Annotated in this window: 18 protein-coding genes and 1 riboswitch; of the genes, 15 read left to right on the top strand and 3 right to left on the bottom strand. The window is 45.9% G+C overall.

Annotation, left to right across the window (positions count from 1 at the left end; genetic code table 11):
- Positions 1-176 precede the first annotated feature (176 nt).
- Positions 177-313, top strand: a riboswitch (cyclic di-AMP (ydaO/yuaA leader).
- Positions 314-405: 92 nt separating this feature from the next.
- The 9 genes from NNL21_RS29320 (at position 406) to thpD (ending at position 8,186) form a co-directional block, all read left to right on the top strand.
- The gene (locus NNL21_RS29320) at positions 406-1,596 is read left to right on the top strand and encodes a KamA family radical SAM protein (protein WP_204821848.1); all 1,191 of its coding nucleotides are present in this window, start codon (positions 406-408) and stop codon (positions 1,594-1,596) included.
- Between the two features lie 365 nt (positions 1,597-1,961).
- Positions 1,962-2,861, top strand: a complete 900-nt coding sequence (ehuB, locus tag NNL21_RS29315) for an ectoine/hydroxyectoine ABC transporter substrate-binding protein EhuB (protein WP_204821846.1) — start codon at positions 1,962-1,964, stop codon at positions 2,859-2,861.
- Complete coding sequence (gene ehuC, locus NNL21_RS29310) at positions 2,861-3,517, top strand: ectoine/hydroxyectoine ABC transporter permease subunit EhuC (protein WP_204821844.1); 657 nt, start codon at positions 2,861-2,863, stop codon at positions 3,515-3,517. Before ehuB ends, ehuC begins: the two co-directional genes overlap by 1 nt.
- Before the next feature lie 3 nt (positions 3,518-3,520).
- Positions 3,521-4,195, top strand: a complete 675-nt coding sequence (ehuD, locus tag NNL21_RS29305; protein ID WP_204821842.1) for an ectoine/hydroxyectoine ABC transporter permease subunit EhuD — start codon at positions 3,521-3,523, stop codon at positions 4,193-4,195.
- Complete coding sequence (gene ehuA, locus NNL21_RS29300; RefSeq protein ID WP_305881012.1) at positions 4,192-5,037, top strand: ectoine/hydroxyectoine ABC transporter ATP-binding protein EhuA; 846 nt, start codon at positions 4,192-4,194, stop codon at positions 5,035-5,037. Before ehuD ends, ehuA begins: the two co-directional genes overlap by 4 nt.
- Complete coding sequence (ectA, locus tag NNL21_RS29295; protein WP_204821840.1) at positions 5,034-5,579, top strand: diaminobutyrate acetyltransferase; 546 nt, start codon at positions 5,034-5,036, stop codon at positions 5,577-5,579. The genes ehuA and ectA overlap by 4 nt, the downstream gene beginning before the upstream one ends.
- Positions 5,572-6,873, top strand: coding sequence for a diaminobutyrate--2-oxoglutarate transaminase (ectB, locus tag NNL21_RS29290; protein ID WP_204821917.1), 1,302 nt, complete (start codon positions 5,572-5,574; stop codon positions 6,871-6,873). The genes ectA and ectB overlap by 8 nt, the downstream gene beginning before the upstream one ends.
- Positions 6,874-6,893: 20 nt before the next feature.
- Positions 6,894-7,283 carry an ectoine synthase gene (locus NNL21_RS29285; RefSeq protein ID WP_204821838.1) on the top strand — a complete coding sequence of 130 codons (390 nt, stop codon included), beginning with the start codon at positions 6,894-6,896 and terminating at the stop codon, positions 7,281-7,283.
- 21 nt (positions 7,284-7,304) lie between these two features.
- Positions 7,305-8,186 carry an ectoine hydroxylase gene (thpD, locus tag NNL21_RS29280; RefSeq protein WP_305881011.1) on the top strand — a complete coding sequence of 294 codons (882 nt, stop codon included), beginning with the start codon at positions 7,305-7,307 and terminating at the stop codon, positions 8,184-8,186.
- Positions 8,187-8,287: 101 nt separating this feature from the next.
- On the opposite strand, the gene NNL21_RS29275 is transcribed toward thpD, so the two are convergent.
- Positions 8,288-9,670 carry an extracellular solute-binding protein gene (locus NNL21_RS29275; RefSeq protein WP_204821836.1) on the bottom strand — a complete coding sequence of 461 codons (1,383 nt, stop codon included), beginning with the start codon at positions 9,668-9,670 and terminating at the stop codon, positions 8,288-8,290.
- 271 nt (positions 9,671-9,941) lie between these two features.
- On the opposite strand from NNL21_RS29275, the gene NNL21_RS29270 reads away from it, so the two are divergent.
- The 5 genes from NNL21_RS29270 to NNL21_RS29250 all read left to right on the top strand — a co-directional run bounded on the left by NNL21_RS29270 (position 9,942) and on the right by NNL21_RS29250 (position 12,146).
- Positions 9,942-10,766 carry an isochorismatase family protein gene (locus tag NNL21_RS29270; protein ID WP_204821834.1) on the top strand — a complete coding sequence of 275 codons (825 nt, stop codon included), beginning with the start codon at positions 9,942-9,944 and terminating at the stop codon, positions 10,764-10,766.
- Between the two features lie 113 nt (positions 10,767-10,879).
- Positions 10,880-11,134, top strand: a complete 255-nt coding sequence (locus NNL21_RS29265; protein ID WP_204821832.1) for an alcohol dehydrogenase catalytic domain-containing protein — start codon at positions 10,880-10,882, stop codon at positions 11,132-11,134.
- A gap of 139 nt (positions 11,135-11,273) precedes the next feature.
- Entirely contained in the window at positions 11,274-11,486 is a 213-nt protein-coding gene (locus tag NNL21_RS29260; protein ID WP_256555564.1) for a helix-turn-helix transcriptional regulator, read from the top strand.
- A 2-nt stretch (positions 11,487-11,488) separates the two neighbouring features.
- Positions 11,489-11,851, top strand: coding sequence for a hypothetical protein (locus NNL21_RS29255; protein WP_204821831.1), 363 nt, complete (start codon positions 11,489-11,491; stop codon positions 11,849-11,851).
- Positions 11,852-11,867: 16 nt separating this feature from the next.
- Complete coding sequence (locus NNL21_RS29250; protein WP_204821830.1) at positions 11,868-12,146, top strand: DUF3784 domain-containing protein; 279 nt, start codon at positions 11,868-11,870, stop codon at positions 12,144-12,146.
- A gap of 52 nt (positions 12,147-12,198) precedes the next feature.
- Here NNL21_RS29250 and NNL21_RS29245 read toward each other — a convergent pair whose 3' ends face one another.
- A complete protein-coding gene (locus NNL21_RS29245; protein WP_204821829.1) occupies positions 12,199-13,068 on the bottom strand; it encodes a DMT family transporter in 870 nt (289 codons plus the stop codon).
- 148 nt (positions 13,069-13,216) lie between these two features.
- Positions 13,217-13,942, bottom strand: a complete 726-nt coding sequence (locus tag NNL21_RS29240; RefSeq protein ID WP_204821828.1) for a helix-turn-helix transcriptional regulator — start codon at positions 13,940-13,942, stop codon at positions 13,217-13,219.
- Positions 13,943-14,353: 411 nt separating this feature from the next.
- On the opposite strand from NNL21_RS29240, the gene NNL21_RS29235 reads away from it, so the two are divergent.
- A complete protein-coding gene (locus NNL21_RS29235; protein WP_204821827.1) occupies positions 14,354-14,659 on the top strand; it encodes a hypothetical protein in 306 nt (101 codons plus the stop codon).
- Positions 14,660-14,756 lie beyond the last annotated feature (97 nt).

Genomic DNA, 14,756 nt, shown 5'->3' with positions numbered 1-14,756 from the left:
AAATTCCTTGTCTGCTTTTTTAATGCCTTATTTTCGGCCCCGTAAAAGCCCATATGAAAACGAAACTGATTTACTATAATTTAACAAACAACTTGTACGTGATTACGAAGTTGTCAGATGGCCTGAGATCTGTTATAGTTTAAATAATTCAATTGACTTTCTGCATTCTTCAATTGCATATCGTACTGCTTAATTTCCGGAATTCGGAAAGCGGGGGACCCAACTATACGGGGCGAATCGATCCATGAGGATCGTAGGGAACCATCTATCCCGAGTCCGTCAGCTAACCTCGTCAGCGCCTTAGATGGGTCATTTGTGGAGATCATTAAACTCTGCATGTCGCTTGACCCGTGTTATTGGGTCTTTTTTTGTTGTCAAAAAAACTGTTCGAAGAGGAGGAGTCGTATGCCACAACCGAAATACATAACGGATATCAGCAAATTGACTTACATTCCGGAGAAGGATCGGGAAAAATTAAAGCAGATCACGGATAAGTTCGTTTTTCGTGTGAACGATTATTATTTGAGTTTAATTGATTGGACAGATCCTGATGATCCGATTCGTAAGCTCGTTATCCCAAATGAGGATGAACTTGGGGAGTACGGGCGCTGGGATGCTTCGGACGAAGATACGAATTATGTCGTTCCAGGATGTCAACATAAGTATAGTACGACCGCTCTGCTTATCGTCTCGGAGGTATGCGGCGCCTATTGCCGGTATTGTTTTCGCAAACGGCTGTTTCGCAACGACGTCAAAGAAGCCGTGTCGGATATTGAACCAGGATTACAGTATATTGCGGAGCATCCGGAAATCAGCAACGTGCTGCTGACCGGAGGGGACAGCCTAATCCTCGGTACCGCGAAGCTGAGAACGATCCTGGAACGATTGAGAGCCATCGAACATGTGAAGATCATTCGACTAGGCTCGAAGATGCCCGTGTTTAATCCGATGAGGATCTATGAGGATGAAGCATTATTAGAGCTGCTTCAAACCTATTCAACACCGGACAAAAGAATTTATGTCATGGCACATATCAATCACCCACGCGAGATAACACCGGAAGCCATTCGAGGATTCAAAGCTTTGCAGCAAGCGGGGGTAATTCTGGTGAACCAGACGCCAGTACTCCGGGGAATCAATGACGATCCGCAAATACTCGGGGAGCTCCTTGATAAGCTGTCTGAAGCAGGGGTTACCCCGTATTATTTCTTTGTTAACAGGCCTGTCGCCGGCAACAACGCATTCGTACTGCCTCTAAGAGAAGTGTACGAACTTGTAGAACAAGCTAAGGCACGAACATCGGGTTTAGGTAAACGGGTTCGGTTGTCAATGAGTCATACATCAGGAAAAATTGAGATTCTTGCAATCGAGAATGGCAAAGCTTATCTGAAATACCACCAGTCGCGAGATAATCACTATGGCCGATTTATGATCTTGGATTGCCCCGATCAAGCAGCATGGTTCGATGACCTGCCGGGGAATGAGGAATACTGGGTACAGCCTGTGAAAAAGACGAACGCGGTTGTCTCCGTTAACGCTATGGCTGATGTGCCTAGAGCTTTTAGAAAAGGCAAGAGAATAGAGAGCAGCCTTTAGTTAAACAAGCCATGATTAATAGGATTAAATAAGCGAGCCCACGGGGTCGCTTATTTGCGTTCCGTGAAATATGGCGATTTATGTTGAAATTAGCTGATAAACGACCAATTCAATAATAAAAAATAATAATATCTTTGGTTATCTCTTGTTTACTTAATAGGAAGCGGAATTACGCCATATTGTATAGGGTAGTATTCGGGAGGATAAGGGAGGAAAAAGCTGGATGAGTCCGGTCAGCCCCCCGTATCCTTGCTGAGTAGAACTGAGCATACGTGAGGCGCTTATATCAAGGGTGAGCCCTCCTGCGTACTCATGTTATGATCATTAACGTGTTCAAAACCAATAACTGAAGGGGGAACGGAAAAATGAAGAAGTGGTTGTACGCAGGAATTTGCGTGATATTGTTCGGCATCTTAATCGGATGCAGTACAGAAGGGGAAAACGCGGGCGAAGGTAACAGCCCGAAGGAACCCGCTGCGACGGAAACGACACTGGCTAAAGCACAAAGTGAAGGATTTATCTCGGTTGGGTTTGCCAATGAACGACCCTATGCCTATGCTACACCGGATGGCAAGCTGACGGGTGAAGCTGTCGAGATCTCGCGCAAGATCTTATCTAATCTAGGAATTGAACAAATGGATGGCGTACTTACTGAATTCGGTTCACTGATCCCTGGGCTCAAAGCACAGCGTTATGACATGATTACAGCGGGTATGTTTATCACCCCGGAGCGCGCGAAGGAAGTCGCTTTTGCCAATCCAGAATACAGTATTGGCGAAGCCATAGCAGTGAAGAAAGGGAATCCATTAAACTTACATAGCTATGAAGACATCAAAGCCAATTCTAAAGCTAAGGTTGCCGTCATGGTTGGCGCAATCGAGGTCGATTACTTGAAGAGTGTCGGCATACCCGATTCACAGATCCTTTCTGTCCCGGATCAGCCCTCTGCCATCTCTGCTTTGCAGTCCGGACGCGCAGACACGATCACCATGACAGGACCCTCACTTCAGTCAATGCTGGAGTCTGCGAAGGATGATAATTTAGAGCGGGTTATGGATTTCGAACAACCGGTCATCGATGGTGCTAGCGTTAGAGGCTATGGGGCAGCCGTATTTCGCAAAGACGACGATGAGTTCCGCGAGGCGTTCAATGCTGAGCTAGAGAAGCTTAAGGAGTCCGGTGAACTGCTCAAGATTCTAGAGACATTCGGATTTACGGAGCAAGAGCTCCCCGGTGATATGACGACTGAGGAACTGTTGAAATAATGGATTGGCTGGCACTGGATCTGTTACCGCCCTTGCTGAAAGGATTAAAAATCACATTGCTCTTAACGCTGTATAGCATCATTCTTGCTCTTTGTTTTTCTTTCCTTGCGGGAATTGGACGATTATCGCATTCTCGGATATTGCGAAGCATTGTCGCAGCATATGTTGAAATCTTTCGCGGAACTTCATTGCTCGTACAATTATTCTGGATCTACTTCGCACTGCCTATGCTCTTGGATATTCGGTTATCCGCGATGACTGCTGCTGTACTTGCTCTTGGTTTGAATTATGGGGCATATGGCTCTGAAGTGGTAAGGAGTTCAATTCTAGCCGTTCCTAAAGGGCAAGTCGAAGCTTCGATCGCTCTGAATATGACTCCCTATCAACGGATGAGAAGGATTATCTTGCCTCAAGCCTGGGCAATGATGCTGCCCGGGTTCGGAAATTTGCAGATCGAACTGTTGAAGGGGACATCGCTCGTCTATCTCATTACATTGATGGACGTGACCTACCAGGGAATAACATTGCGTTCCTTCGATATTTCCCGGACGCCTGCCATTTTTGCATGGATATTGATTCTATATTTTGTAACCGCCTATGCACTAACATTACTTATTCGGTTCGCTGAACGCAAAGCCGCCGCAGGGAGGGGATAGCGAATGTGGGATTGGCAATATGCAAGATCAATCTTGCCGAAGCTGCTGGAAGTGATCCCAACGACCTTAGCTGCAACGTTCGCAGGCTTTATTATAGCTTGTCTGCTTGGCTTGCCACTTGCGCTTGCAAAAAGATCTCGAATGAAATGGATATCCATTCCGGTGACGGCCGTTACGGAATTCATTCGAAGCACACCGCTGCTCATTCAATTGTTCGTGCTGGTCTTTGTACTGCCGCAAAGCTTCGGTATCACCTTATCGCCTTTCTTAGCGGGCATAATTGGCTTGGGCATCCATTACAGTACCTACTTGTCCGAAGTATACAGATCCGGCATCGATGCGATTCCGCGTGGACAATGGGAGGCAAGCATCGCCCTTAATTTCAGTAAGGCTCGGACGTGGACGCGTATCATGCTTCCACAATCTATCCCTCCGACAATTCCCGTAATGGGCAATTATTTGATTGTCATGTTTAAAGAAACGCCCACATTATCGGCCATTACTGTAGTGGAATTGCTTATGACGGCGAAGGTTGTGGGGTCAGCGTCGTTCAAGTATGTCGAAGCGTTTACTTTGGTCGGCGTGATCTTCTTTATACTCAGTTATCCATCCGCACTTCTTGTTCGTGCCCTGGAGCGACGTATGAAGCGAAGCGAAAGGAGAGGTCTTGCTAGATGAGTCAGATTATTCAGAGAATGGATGAGAATGAACCGATTGTTCGATACCGAAACATTACGAAATCTTTCGGGGATCACATCGTTCTTAAGGAATTGGATTTGGATATTCTTCCAGGGGAGAAGATCGCGCTGATCGGACCCAGCGGTTCCGGAAAAACGACAATAGCACGACTGCTCATGACCTTGGAAGAACCGACCTCAGGAACCATCGAGGTTGGCGGTGAGATGTTATGGCATATGCAGCGCAAAGGGAATTGGGTAGCTGCCAATGAAAAGCATTTGCACCGGGTACGCAGCAAGATTGGAATGGTTTTTCAACACTTTAATCTGTTTCCCCACATGACGATACTACGGAACGTTACTGAAGCGTTGGTGCATGTGCTCAAGATGCCCAAGTCCGAAGCGAACCAACGAGCTTTAGAAATCTTGGAGCGTGTAGGGTTGAAGGAACATACACAGCACTATCCCGCACAATTGTCCGGTGGACAGAAACAGCGGGTTGCGATCGCAAGAGCATTGGTTATGCAGCCTCAAATCATGCTGTTTGACGAGGTAACCTCCGCTCTTGATCCAGAATTGGTCGGTGAGGTGCTGGATGTCATCAAGGGGATTGCTTCCGAAGGAGACATGGCGATGATACTGATCACACATGAAATGGATTTTGCCCGCGATGTCGCAGATCGTATCTTGTTCACAGATGGAGGCCTCATCGTTGAGCAAGGAACGCCAAAGGATATATTTGAAAATCCGGAGAGTCCAAGATTACAATCCTTCTTGTCCCGCTTCTTAAAGGGGCAGTCCGAGCTCCAGGCAGATACTCGGATCGCGGCAGGTACAGAATGAATCGAGCTGTCGATCGGAATCGTTTAGCCGTTCAGTATCGTCTGCCCGAAGTCTCAGATGGCGCGGAGATATGGAGATTGGTTCGAGATAGCGGGAAACTGGACCTTAACTCTCCTTATTACTATCTAGCCATGACCCGTTGGTTCTCGGAGAGCTGCAGGGTTGCCGTGGATCCCTCATCAGGGTACCTCGTGGGGATGGTGATTGGATTTCAACAGCCATCACATCCGGATACATTGTTCATCTGGCAGATTGCAGTTGACAAGCGATATCAAGGAAAAGGGATTGCCCGGACACTCCTTGACGACATTTCTCGCCAACGGGAAATCCGGTATCTCGAGGCAACAATCTCACCTTCTAATCGTTCATCACTACGCTTGTTCACAGGATGGGCATCATCTAAGGGTAGTGCCATCAAGATATCATCTGGATTCGAAGAGAAGTGTTTTCCGGAAGGAAAACACGAACGCGAAGATTTATACCGAATTGGTCCTTTGAAGGAAGATGACTACGTGAAGGAGGTATTTTCAAATGATGAATGAGTTCATACAGAAGCGTAACGATCTGCACGTATTTGAGAATCTGGAGTCGAATGTTAGAAGCTACTGCCGTTCGTTCCCTACGAAATTCCAACGTGCCTCGGGCTATCAATTATGGGATATGGAAGGCAAAGCCTATATCGATTTTTTTGCCGGAGCAGGTGCATTGAATTATGGACATAATCCACCGGAAATGAAAAAGAAGCTGATTGAATACCTTACAATGGACGGGATATCACATAGCTTGGATATGGCAACGGAGGCGAAAGAAAGTTTTCTTACACGCTTCAACGATGTCATCCTGAAACCACGGGGCATGAATTATAAAATAATGTTCCCCGGACCTACAGGGACTAACTCCGTAGAAAGCGCCTTGAAGCTAGCTCGTAAAGCGACAGGCCGCCAGACCATAATGAGCTTCACGAATGCATTTCACGGCATGACTTTAGGCGCACTGGCTGTCACGGGGAATAAATTCAAGCGAAGTGGAGCCGGCGTTCCCTTGAACCATACGTTATCCATGCCCTATGACGGCTATATGGGGAAGGATGTGAATTCGCTTGATTACATTGAAAGCTTCCTGAATGACAGCGGAAGCGGCATATCGCTTCCAGCTGCAGTGATTGTTGAGACGCTTCAAGGTGAAGGAGGCATTAATACTGCTTCTAACGAATGGCTAAGCGGCTTAGCGGATCTATGCAAAACCTATGGGATGCTGCTCATTGTTGACGACGTGCAGATGGGATGTGGCCGAACCGGATCTTTCTTTAGCTTCGAGCGCTGCGGGATTATTCCTGATATTGTATGCATGTCCAAATCAATTGGCGGTTATGGACTTCCTATGGCCCTTACATTAATGAAGCCCGAGCTTGATCTGTGGGAACCCGGCGAGCATAACGGTACCTTCCGGGGCAATAACTTAGCGTTTATCACGGCGACAGCTGCGTTGGATTATTGGGAGAGGCCAAGTTTCTCCTATGAGATTGAAGCCAAAGCCGTACTCGTCCGCGATGTATTAGAAGAAATTGTGATCCAAGTACCTGAACTTAAAGGCGAAATTAGAGGAAGAGGTCTCATGCAAGGCATAGCTTTCGAACCTGGTATTGCAGAGCGGATATCCATTCTAGCCTTTCAGCGGGGACTGATCTTGGAAACCTCGGGAACGGATAGCGAAGTCATTAAGATCATGCCTCCATTGACGATCGAAAGGGCAGGTCTTGAATCAGGGCTTCAAATTCTTAAGGAATGTATACACGATATCGCCAACGAGGCTAATTTACTCATTGCTCAACAATAGTCCAATAGGGAGGCAACAGCATGATTGTAAGATATTTAGAAGAACGAATTGGGACGGATTATGATGTCGACACGCCTACGTGGAATAGTAGGAGACTATTGCTTAAGGAGGATAATGTCGGATTTTCCCTCCATGATACACGAATTAAAGCAGGTACTGAAACGATGATTTGGTATAAGCATCATGTAGAAGCGGTCTATTGCATTGAAGGAGTAGGGGAAATTGAGCTTATCGAAACTCGGGAAAAGTTTCCAATCCGTGCAGGCATGATGTATGTGTTGAATGGTCATGAGAAGCATTGGTTGAGAGGAACGACAGATATGAGAATGGTGTGTGTGTTCAATCCGGCTTGCAGCGGACGTGAAGTTCATGATGAAGATGGGGCTTATAAGGCTGATACAACGTCATAATGATAAGGAGAGTGTGAATAGATGTCCCAGATGATAGATCAATATCCTACCAGGAAGCTCGCTTATCCGACCATTACAGAACGCAAAGATCCTGTTGTATATAACCATAATTTAAATCAGAATGAAATCGATTTGTCGCATCTTGCTTATTATGAGGAGAACGGCTTCTTATTCTTAGATCATTTCTTCGCTGCGGATGAGGTTGAACAATTCAAATTCGAGACCCAGCGCCTGCTGTCCGCAAGCAGAACAGCTAAGATTCCTGAAGTTATTCTTGAACCTGGCGGAGATGAAGTGCGATCCGTATTCGCTGTTCATGAGAGCAATCGCTTCTTCCAAGACCTTGCAGCACATCCACGACTACAAGCCGTGATTAAGCAAATAATTGGGAGTGAAGTATATGTACACCAGTCAAGAGTGAACTTCAAACCTGGATTTACAGGTAAAGAATTCTATTGGCATTCCGACTTCGAAACATGGCATGCTGAGGATGGAATGCCAAGAATGCGAGCATTAAGCTGTTCGATAGCTCTTGAAGATAATACGTTATTCAACGGGGCACTAATGGTAATACCTGGATCCCATCGGGTATTCGTCAGTTGTGTCGGACAGACGCCCGATGATCACTATAAGAATTCTCTGCGCCGTCAAGAGTACGGTGTACCGGATCAAGAGAGTCTTACAACACTCGTGAACCAAAGCGGTATAGAAATGCCGGTTGGGAAAGCGGGATCGGTTCTATTGTTTGATTGTAATTTAATCCACGGATCAAATAGTAACATTTCACCCTTTCCGCGCAGCAATGCTTTCTTTGTATTTAATAGTGTCGATAATAGACTTCAGAATCCATTCTCCGCTAGTAAACCAAGACCGCATTTCATTGCTTCCAGGACGAAACCCTAAGCGACCCAAACGCGGTAATCCACCTCCTCAGACTGGCTGTGTTGCCGAAGGTATTTCCACACCTTCGGCTTTCACACCGTCAATAACGCTGATGCAGAACGTTATTTTTGCTCAGACTCCAGAACTAACCTTTCACATGCAGCCACAATAGACGCAGGGGGCTCAAGCCCGAGCCAAAACATACTCATCTCTTCTTCAAGCTCATTCCGGATGTCATCGTCGAATAATTCGTCTATAAAGAAATTGTTGTCGATTTGATTGTTGGCAATATTTAGGGAGTGCAAATAAGAGCGCTTTTTCGCGCTGGCATTAATCGGTTCCTTAACGGAAAGAAACAGCGTTTTATCGGTCAATTCCCGCTGCGCAGCATCTTCCAGCGCAGTTCGGATAAACGATACGGCCAACTGCACGTTTTGACTGGTAGCCGGTACCATAAAAGCATTGGCCAATAGCAATGTTGCGCAACCATCGTCGAACGGCAGCGGAATCACTTGCGGGATAAAGTTCATGTCCTCGTTTTGCCAGTTAGCCATCTCAAATGTCGTGGTCAGGACCAATGCAGATTTCCCTTGGATAAACGGAGTTCTGGGCCACACCATCTCAGGAAACGTGGTAGCGATACGTTTGCGAAAAAACAAGTCCTGAATGACCGACAGGGTGTGGGTAAGAACATGCTTATGGTTGGCGGTGTCACCCGGCGTAAAACCGTTCATCACTGCCAAGGACAGCCAGCGATTAGCAACAGGATGCATGGAAAAACCGAACTGCGTCGTCATGCCGTCCTGTGCCAGGGTGAGTCGCTCGGCGGCTGCAACGAATTCGTCGAAGCTCCAGCGATTTATCGGTACCGGAATACCTTGCTGCTCGAATAGATCAGGATTGCAGGCAAAAAACACGGAAGAAAAGGTGAACGGTGCAGCTAACATCTTACCGTCACTTCTGAAGTGACGCATGATCTTGGGATATATGGTATCGGTCAAATCTGTGACGAACGGAGCTATATCGACGAAATCGGTAGAGCAGCTTAATTCCGAGAATTTTATATCAGGTACAAGCACAAGGTCTGCAATTAACCCCATTTCGTTGCTGGAGCGGAAAGACTCCCAAAACTTATCTGCCGGGAGACCAAGCACTTGGATATCGATGTGAGGATGCTTGTTCTTGAAGGCCTCCATGAAAACAGGCAGTCCCCGATCAACAAAGAAAGCTGGCGAGGGCGTCAAAATTCGCAGCGTTTGGGGTTCGGATTTCTCGATGATCAGTTCTTCCGGAACCATCGTGCCAAGACCGGCGCGCTTAATGACCAGTCCGTCATTTTGCAGCAAGGACAGTGCGTGGCGTACCGATTTACGGCTAATGCCGTAGTGGCTGCTTAACTCATTTTCGGGCAACAAGTATTCGCCTGGTTGAATATGTCCATTGCAGATTTGCTCCTTTAGGGTTTTGTACAATTTGGTGTATAGAAACTCGTTTTCTCTTCGCATAAAGTGCCTCCTATTCCTCTAAGAAAAACAAGCACATAAACCCATGCACGCTTCCTATCTTCGGAAAGCAGTGAATGGGCATCTATGATTTAATGCCTAATTGTGAAATCATGTAAATAAAATAGATTGACATAACTGGAATGGACCTCTAACATTAAGGTTACAGGTGCGATACATGTTACCTCAAAGCCTGTATGAAGTATATCATAATTTTTCCGGAACAACCATCAATAATGTTTGAATGAAAAAAGGATAATAGGGGGGAATCGCATTGAAAATGAAGGTGAAAACAGGCTATTACAAACAGTATGACGCGGATGATCAGCTTGAATACCCCGGTGAAGGCTACATAGGGTGGTGCAAGGATGAGTTGGAGTTGAATCTATCTCGCACGGCTGTTGTTGTTATGCATGCCTGGGATTTCGGGTCCCCTGAGCAATTTCCCGGCTGGCACAGGGCAGTTGAATTTATACCTCGGGCCAATGCGATTGTCGAACTGGAATTGCCAAGGCTGTTAAGCGCATGTCGCGAAGCCGGCATGACCGTGTTCCACGTGGTAGAGCCGCTCGGGGATTATTATATTGATTATCCGGGATACAAGCACGCGGTTGAACTGGCCGGGGAAGAGGATCCAAGGGCCGAGCAAATTAGTGTTGACCAGACTCATACAAGCTTGCAAGCCTTTCGTAAGGCGCATGCCTTCCCGGGGGATCATAATACGGAAGACATTAACGCCGGATTTGCCCGGCTGGATATTCCGGAATCGGTTAAGCCGCTCTCCGATGAAGGCGTGGTGACCACTTCGGGTCAATTGTTTGCCTTATGCAAAGATCGTGGAATCAATCATTTGATCTATACAGGCTTCGCTATCAATGCCTGTCTTCTAATGAATCCAGGGGGAATGCTGGACATGAGGCGGCATGGACTGCTTTGCTCGGTAGTCCCCGAGGCGGTGACCGCTGTCGAGAATAAAGAAACAGCAAGAGGGGAAGAGGCTAAGAAGCTAGCCATTTGGAACGTGTCTCTTACCTTCGGCTTCGTATATGCGCTTGAAGATCTGGTGTCAGCCATCAACCAATCCAAGCCAGGCGGTTAGAGCGCACGTAAAGGATTGGCGCGCCCCGGTTATATAATGACGATCGTAAAGGGTCTGCCTCTTCAATAGGAAGCTCAAGCGAAACAATCGGTCGGACAGGAGGATCTTCGAGGATGAGACGCATTGCAGTAAGAGACGGAGTTCCGGTTATAGAGGATTTCGAACCCGCGAAGCTTGGGGAAATGGAAGTCAGAATTCGGACGGAATACTCTGCAATCAGTCCGGGGACGGAGTTAATGCTTCTAAGAAACAAAGCCGCTCACGTTCCACTTGGGTACAGCGGGGTAGGAATCGTCGAGGAGGTAGGCAGCGCCGTGGAGCATCTTCGGCCCGGGCAAAGAGCCGCTGTCTACGGGGTGCCGACCTGACGATTATACCCCGAAATCTAGATAATGATTGCATGAGGAGCCGCGCACTGCGCGGTTTTTTGCTTTTATTTTTGCAATATATATTTTACAATTGTCATATATATGTTACAATATTGGCGAAAGGAGTTGTATAAACAAGTTGAAGGAATTTGTGCTAAGGAACCGTGTAAAAATAGCCAGAATGGAGCAAGATGAGCTCACGCAAGGCGAATTGGCTGCATTGGTCGGGGTCACTAGACAGACGATGAATTTAATTGAAGCACAAAAGTATAATCCGACAATAAAAGTTTGTCTATTGATTTCTAAGCATTTAAAGACACCTGTAGATACATTATTTTGGATGGAGGATTGAATATGAGAAAGCTATTAACTTACTTACCCTCCTTATTCACCATCATTGTAATCATCACACTAGATGAGGGTTGGGCTAAATGGCTGCTGCTAGCCGTACTTGTACTATCGGTTATATTAGCTAAGTTCAAACGTAACAAATTCGAAACCGATGAAGTGGAATATGATGAACGGGTGAATATCAATATTCGATACTGGTCGTTTGGATTTCTAGTCGTAACGAATGCAATATTAATCATGTATTTCATGCTTGTATCTCAATCGATGATTAATGAGTGGATGACAGCCGATTATGTGATGATTTACCTATCTGCTACAATGCTCATTGCGCTATACGTGATCCCAAGCATAGCAAGGAAATTTTAAAGTAGGGGGACATAAGATGAAAGCTGATTTATTAATTATAGGCGGAATTTTATTGTTATTAGGATTCTTGATCGGTGTTAAGAAGAAGACATGGTTACTGTCAGGATTTAATGAAAAACGGGTCGCTGATAAAAATAAACTATCCGTTCTGGTTGGTGGATATAATGGGATCATGAGCATGCTGTTCATAGCTGCTGGGGTATCTTCCTTCCAATATGTACAAGGTCTCATCGCTGTTTTGATCATCGGCTATGTCGTCCTTCTTATATATGTAAACGTGAAAATGGTTGAGTAAGTGACTGTGCAGCAAATTTGCCGGAGACATGCGAAGGACTCAATGAATTCCACTAATGAAGTGATTTCTTCATATTGCCTGATAAGAATAACCCGATTACGACAACGACAGTCGCCGCTATATCATACAGCGTAATCGCTTCATGAAGGAAAATAGCCGCCAAGATGAAGCCGAATATGGGGGTCATGAATAACCAATTGTTCGCCCTGACCGGGTCCTGCTTGAGCAATAAGAACCACAGCAGCATGGTTCCGATCGAAATGATGAAGACGAGCCATATCAGCGATCCAATAAGATGAAAATCAAGACTAACAAAAAATTGACCATTTTCGAGAACATAGGTAATCGGTAGTGAAACGATACCGCCAATGCATAATTGCCATGTATTGATAACGATGCCCGGCAAACTCAAGTCGGCCTTTTTAAAAAAAACGCTCCCAACTGCCATCGAGAGCATGCCTGCTCCTAATATGATCAATCCGCCGATGCTTGCCTCACCGCTCGCGATCGACGGCCATGTAGCGATCCACAATCCAATTGAAGCGACGATCATCCCTAACCATTCACTTAACGAAATGCTCCGTTTCAGCCAAATATAGGACAGGAACGCAACGAGAAACGGATTTGCTGCCACGAACAAATTAAACAAGCCAGCCGATACATGGTTCAGCGCCCAGAAGGTTGCGCCTAAATAAATTGTCGTATTAAGCAGGCCTAATCCGATCAATGGCGGCCATTGTTTCAATCGCGGCCAAGCATATTTCTTATTAAATCCATAAACATAAAGCAAAAGCAGCGAGCCTGCAAGAAGAAATCTGAATGTCCCCAATGCTAACGGTGTCGTAGATTCCAAGCCAAGCTTCGTGGCAATAGCTGCAGAAGACCATAAGAGTGTAAACAGTAAACCCAGTGCTATCGACATGCATATTACTCCTTAACAATGAGCTGCCCAATAACTGCGATTCAAGAGAAACCACAGTTGGAAGGGGAGCTTGGCCGATCCGGTCAAGTTCATATTCTATTGTAAATGGCTAGGAGTGGTCGATCTTGTCTGGATTTCGGTTTTTTTTTTACTCCTTTCCGCGTATGGAATATTCTTTTCGGTAATGGCTCGGAGTTGTTCCCTCCATTTTGTTGAACAACCGCGTTAAGGACGATTGGTGTTCCAAGCCCACTTGCAGCGCGATCTGAAGCATACCGAGCTTGGTGTCACGCAGCAGCTGCTTCGCTTTATTCAATCGGACCTCCTGTAGATAGACCGATGGAGTTTTCCCCGTTTCCTTTAGAAACCAGTCCGTAAAGTAGGAGCGATTGTAATGCTCCAGCGCGGCTAGCTGTTGTACCGTTATGTTCTTGTCGTAATGCTCATGAATATACTGGATCGATCTAGGCTGTCGTTCATAGAGCAAATGATGCGAAATATAAGGATAGAGCTCTTTAAGGGCAGGTCGTACCGCTAGCTGGTCCAGCTCATTCAAAATCAAATAACGAATTCCTCTCCACTTGTTATTGAAAGAGTATGGAATCCCTTTATGATTCAATCTGTCGGAGGGAATCATAACAGGGGGGATATCCAACACCAGAAATTCATTGTTCATCGTTGAATGAAAAGTATGCTTGCATTCAGGAGGGACGTATAATAATTGCTGTTCATCCAGCAGAAAATGCTCCGAAGCCGCTTCTATAGACAGCTCGCCTTGCAACGGTAAAATTAATTGGGCATACGAATGGGAGTGTGTTACTTGGGAAGCGGTATACGTTCTTCGTTCCGCTATAAGCTCCCTATAGGTTTTCATTCCGTATTCCCCCTCGTGATCTTGAACAGATCTTTGGCACAATTCTACGCCTAAGCCGTATGATTTTCAACATTCAGCTCGTCTGACATAAGTCGAATCATAAATAATAAATCTATCGAGAAAAAATTACGCAAATTGCCCCCTGCGTATTCAAGGAAACATCCGTTGTCCTTGAACAGCGAACAGCTTCTTATCGCTTCCCATGTTTTAACAGAAATAATGGCAACCCTTGTTTTGCCTGATATAGATTCTAAGGAATACACAGATTTTCATCCGCAATCAGTGGTCCACTAGAAATCATTACAGATTCATCGGTAGGCAATTCCATTCCGATGTGACGAATATCATAGTAATCGTTCCAATTTAAATGTATTATTGAATATATCTATATGGACGAAGGGAGATGGAAATATGGCACGCATACACGAGCATATCGTTCACTATAAGATCATGCGCCAGAAAGAAACGACAATTTTACGGGGACTCATCTATCTCGAGGAGAATCGGCAGCCTACGGTCGAAGAATTCGCGCAATGCTTGCGCGAAGCGGGCCACAATGTGAGGATCGAGAACGAGCAACAGTTTATTTTTCGGGCAACCGACGAATCGGGCAACGATTATCTGATTGATGTGCTAGAGAACTACAAGAAGTCGGAACGGGACCACCAAGCCGAGAATCTGGCCAGAACCTTCGTGAAACAAAACCCGCCGCTGTAAATCCGATCGCCATACCTTCAAGGCTTGGCATAATCGGACATGATATAGCTAGATCAATGTGCAGGATACAATGCTGGTCAAGATAAGAATCAAACAT

The organism is Paenibacillus mendelii (assembly GCF_024498075.1).
Classification (GTDB): Bacteria; Bacillota; Bacilli; order Paenibacillales; family Paenibacillaceae; genus Paenibacillus_Z; species Paenibacillus_Z mendelii.
Note: the sequence above shows the minus strand (reverse complement) of the source record. Positions and strands in the feature narration are given on the sequence as shown.

What these genes read in the sequence shown, in the direction of transcription:
- ehuB (WP_204821846.1), top strand. Translation starts at nt 1,962, where the DNA reads ATGAAGAAGTGGTTGTACGCAGGAATTTGCGTGATATTGTTCGGCATC.
- NNL21_RS29235 (WP_204821827.1), top strand. Translation starts at nt 14,354, where the DNA reads ATGGCACGCATACACGAGCATATCGTTCACTATAAGATCATGCGCCAG.
- NNL21_RS29255 (WP_204821831.1), top strand. Translation starts at nt 11,489, where the DNA reads ATGAGAAAGCTATTAACTTACTTACCCTCCTTATTCACCATCATTGTA.
- ectB (WP_204821917.1), top strand. Translation starts at nt 5,572, where the DNA reads ATGAATGAGTTCATACAGAAGCGTAACGATCTGCACGTATTTGAGAAT.
- NNL21_RS29245 (WP_204821829.1), bottom strand. Translation starts at nt 13,068, where the DNA reads ATGTCGATAGCACTGGGTTTACTGTTTACACTCTTATGGTCTTCTGCA.
- ectA (WP_204821840.1), top strand. Translation starts at nt 5,034, where the DNA reads ATGAATCGAGCTGTCGATCGGAATCGTTTAGCCGTTCAGTATCGTCTG.
- NNL21_RS29285 (WP_204821838.1), top strand. Translation starts at nt 6,894, where the DNA reads ATGATTGTAAGATATTTAGAAGAACGAATTGGGACGGATTATGATGTC.
- NNL21_RS29250 (WP_204821830.1), top strand. Translation starts at nt 11,868, where the DNA reads ATGAAAGCTGATTTATTAATTATAGGCGGAATTTTATTGTTATTAGGA.
- NNL21_RS29240 (WP_204821828.1), bottom strand. Translation starts at nt 13,942, where the DNA reads ATGAAAACCTATAGGGAGCTTATAGCGGAACGAAGAACGTATACCGCT.
- NNL21_RS29320 (WP_204821848.1), top strand. Translation starts at nt 406, where the DNA reads ATGCCACAACCGAAATACATAACGGATATCAGCAAATTGACTTACATT.
- thpD (WP_305881011.1), top strand. Translation starts at nt 7,305, where the DNA reads ATGTCCCAGATGATAGATCAATATCCTACCAGGAAGCTCGCTTATCCG.
- NNL21_RS29275 (WP_204821836.1), bottom strand. Translation starts at nt 9,670, where the DNA reads ATGCGAAGAGAAAACGAGTTTCTATACACCAAATTGTACAAAACCCTA.
- ehuD (WP_204821842.1), top strand. Translation starts at nt 3,521, where the DNA reads ATGTGGGATTGGCAATATGCAAGATCAATCTTGCCGAAGCTGCTGGAA.
- ehuA (WP_305881012.1), top strand. Translation starts at nt 4,192, where the DNA reads ATGAGTCAGATTATTCAGAGAATGGATGAGAATGAACCGATTGTTCGA.
- NNL21_RS29265 (WP_204821832.1), top strand. Translation starts at nt 10,880, where the DNA reads ATGAGACGCATTGCAGTAAGAGACGGAGTTCCGGTTATAGAGGATTTC.
- ehuC (WP_204821844.1), top strand. Translation starts at nt 2,861, where the DNA reads ATGGATTGGCTGGCACTGGATCTGTTACCGCCCTTGCTGAAAGGATTA.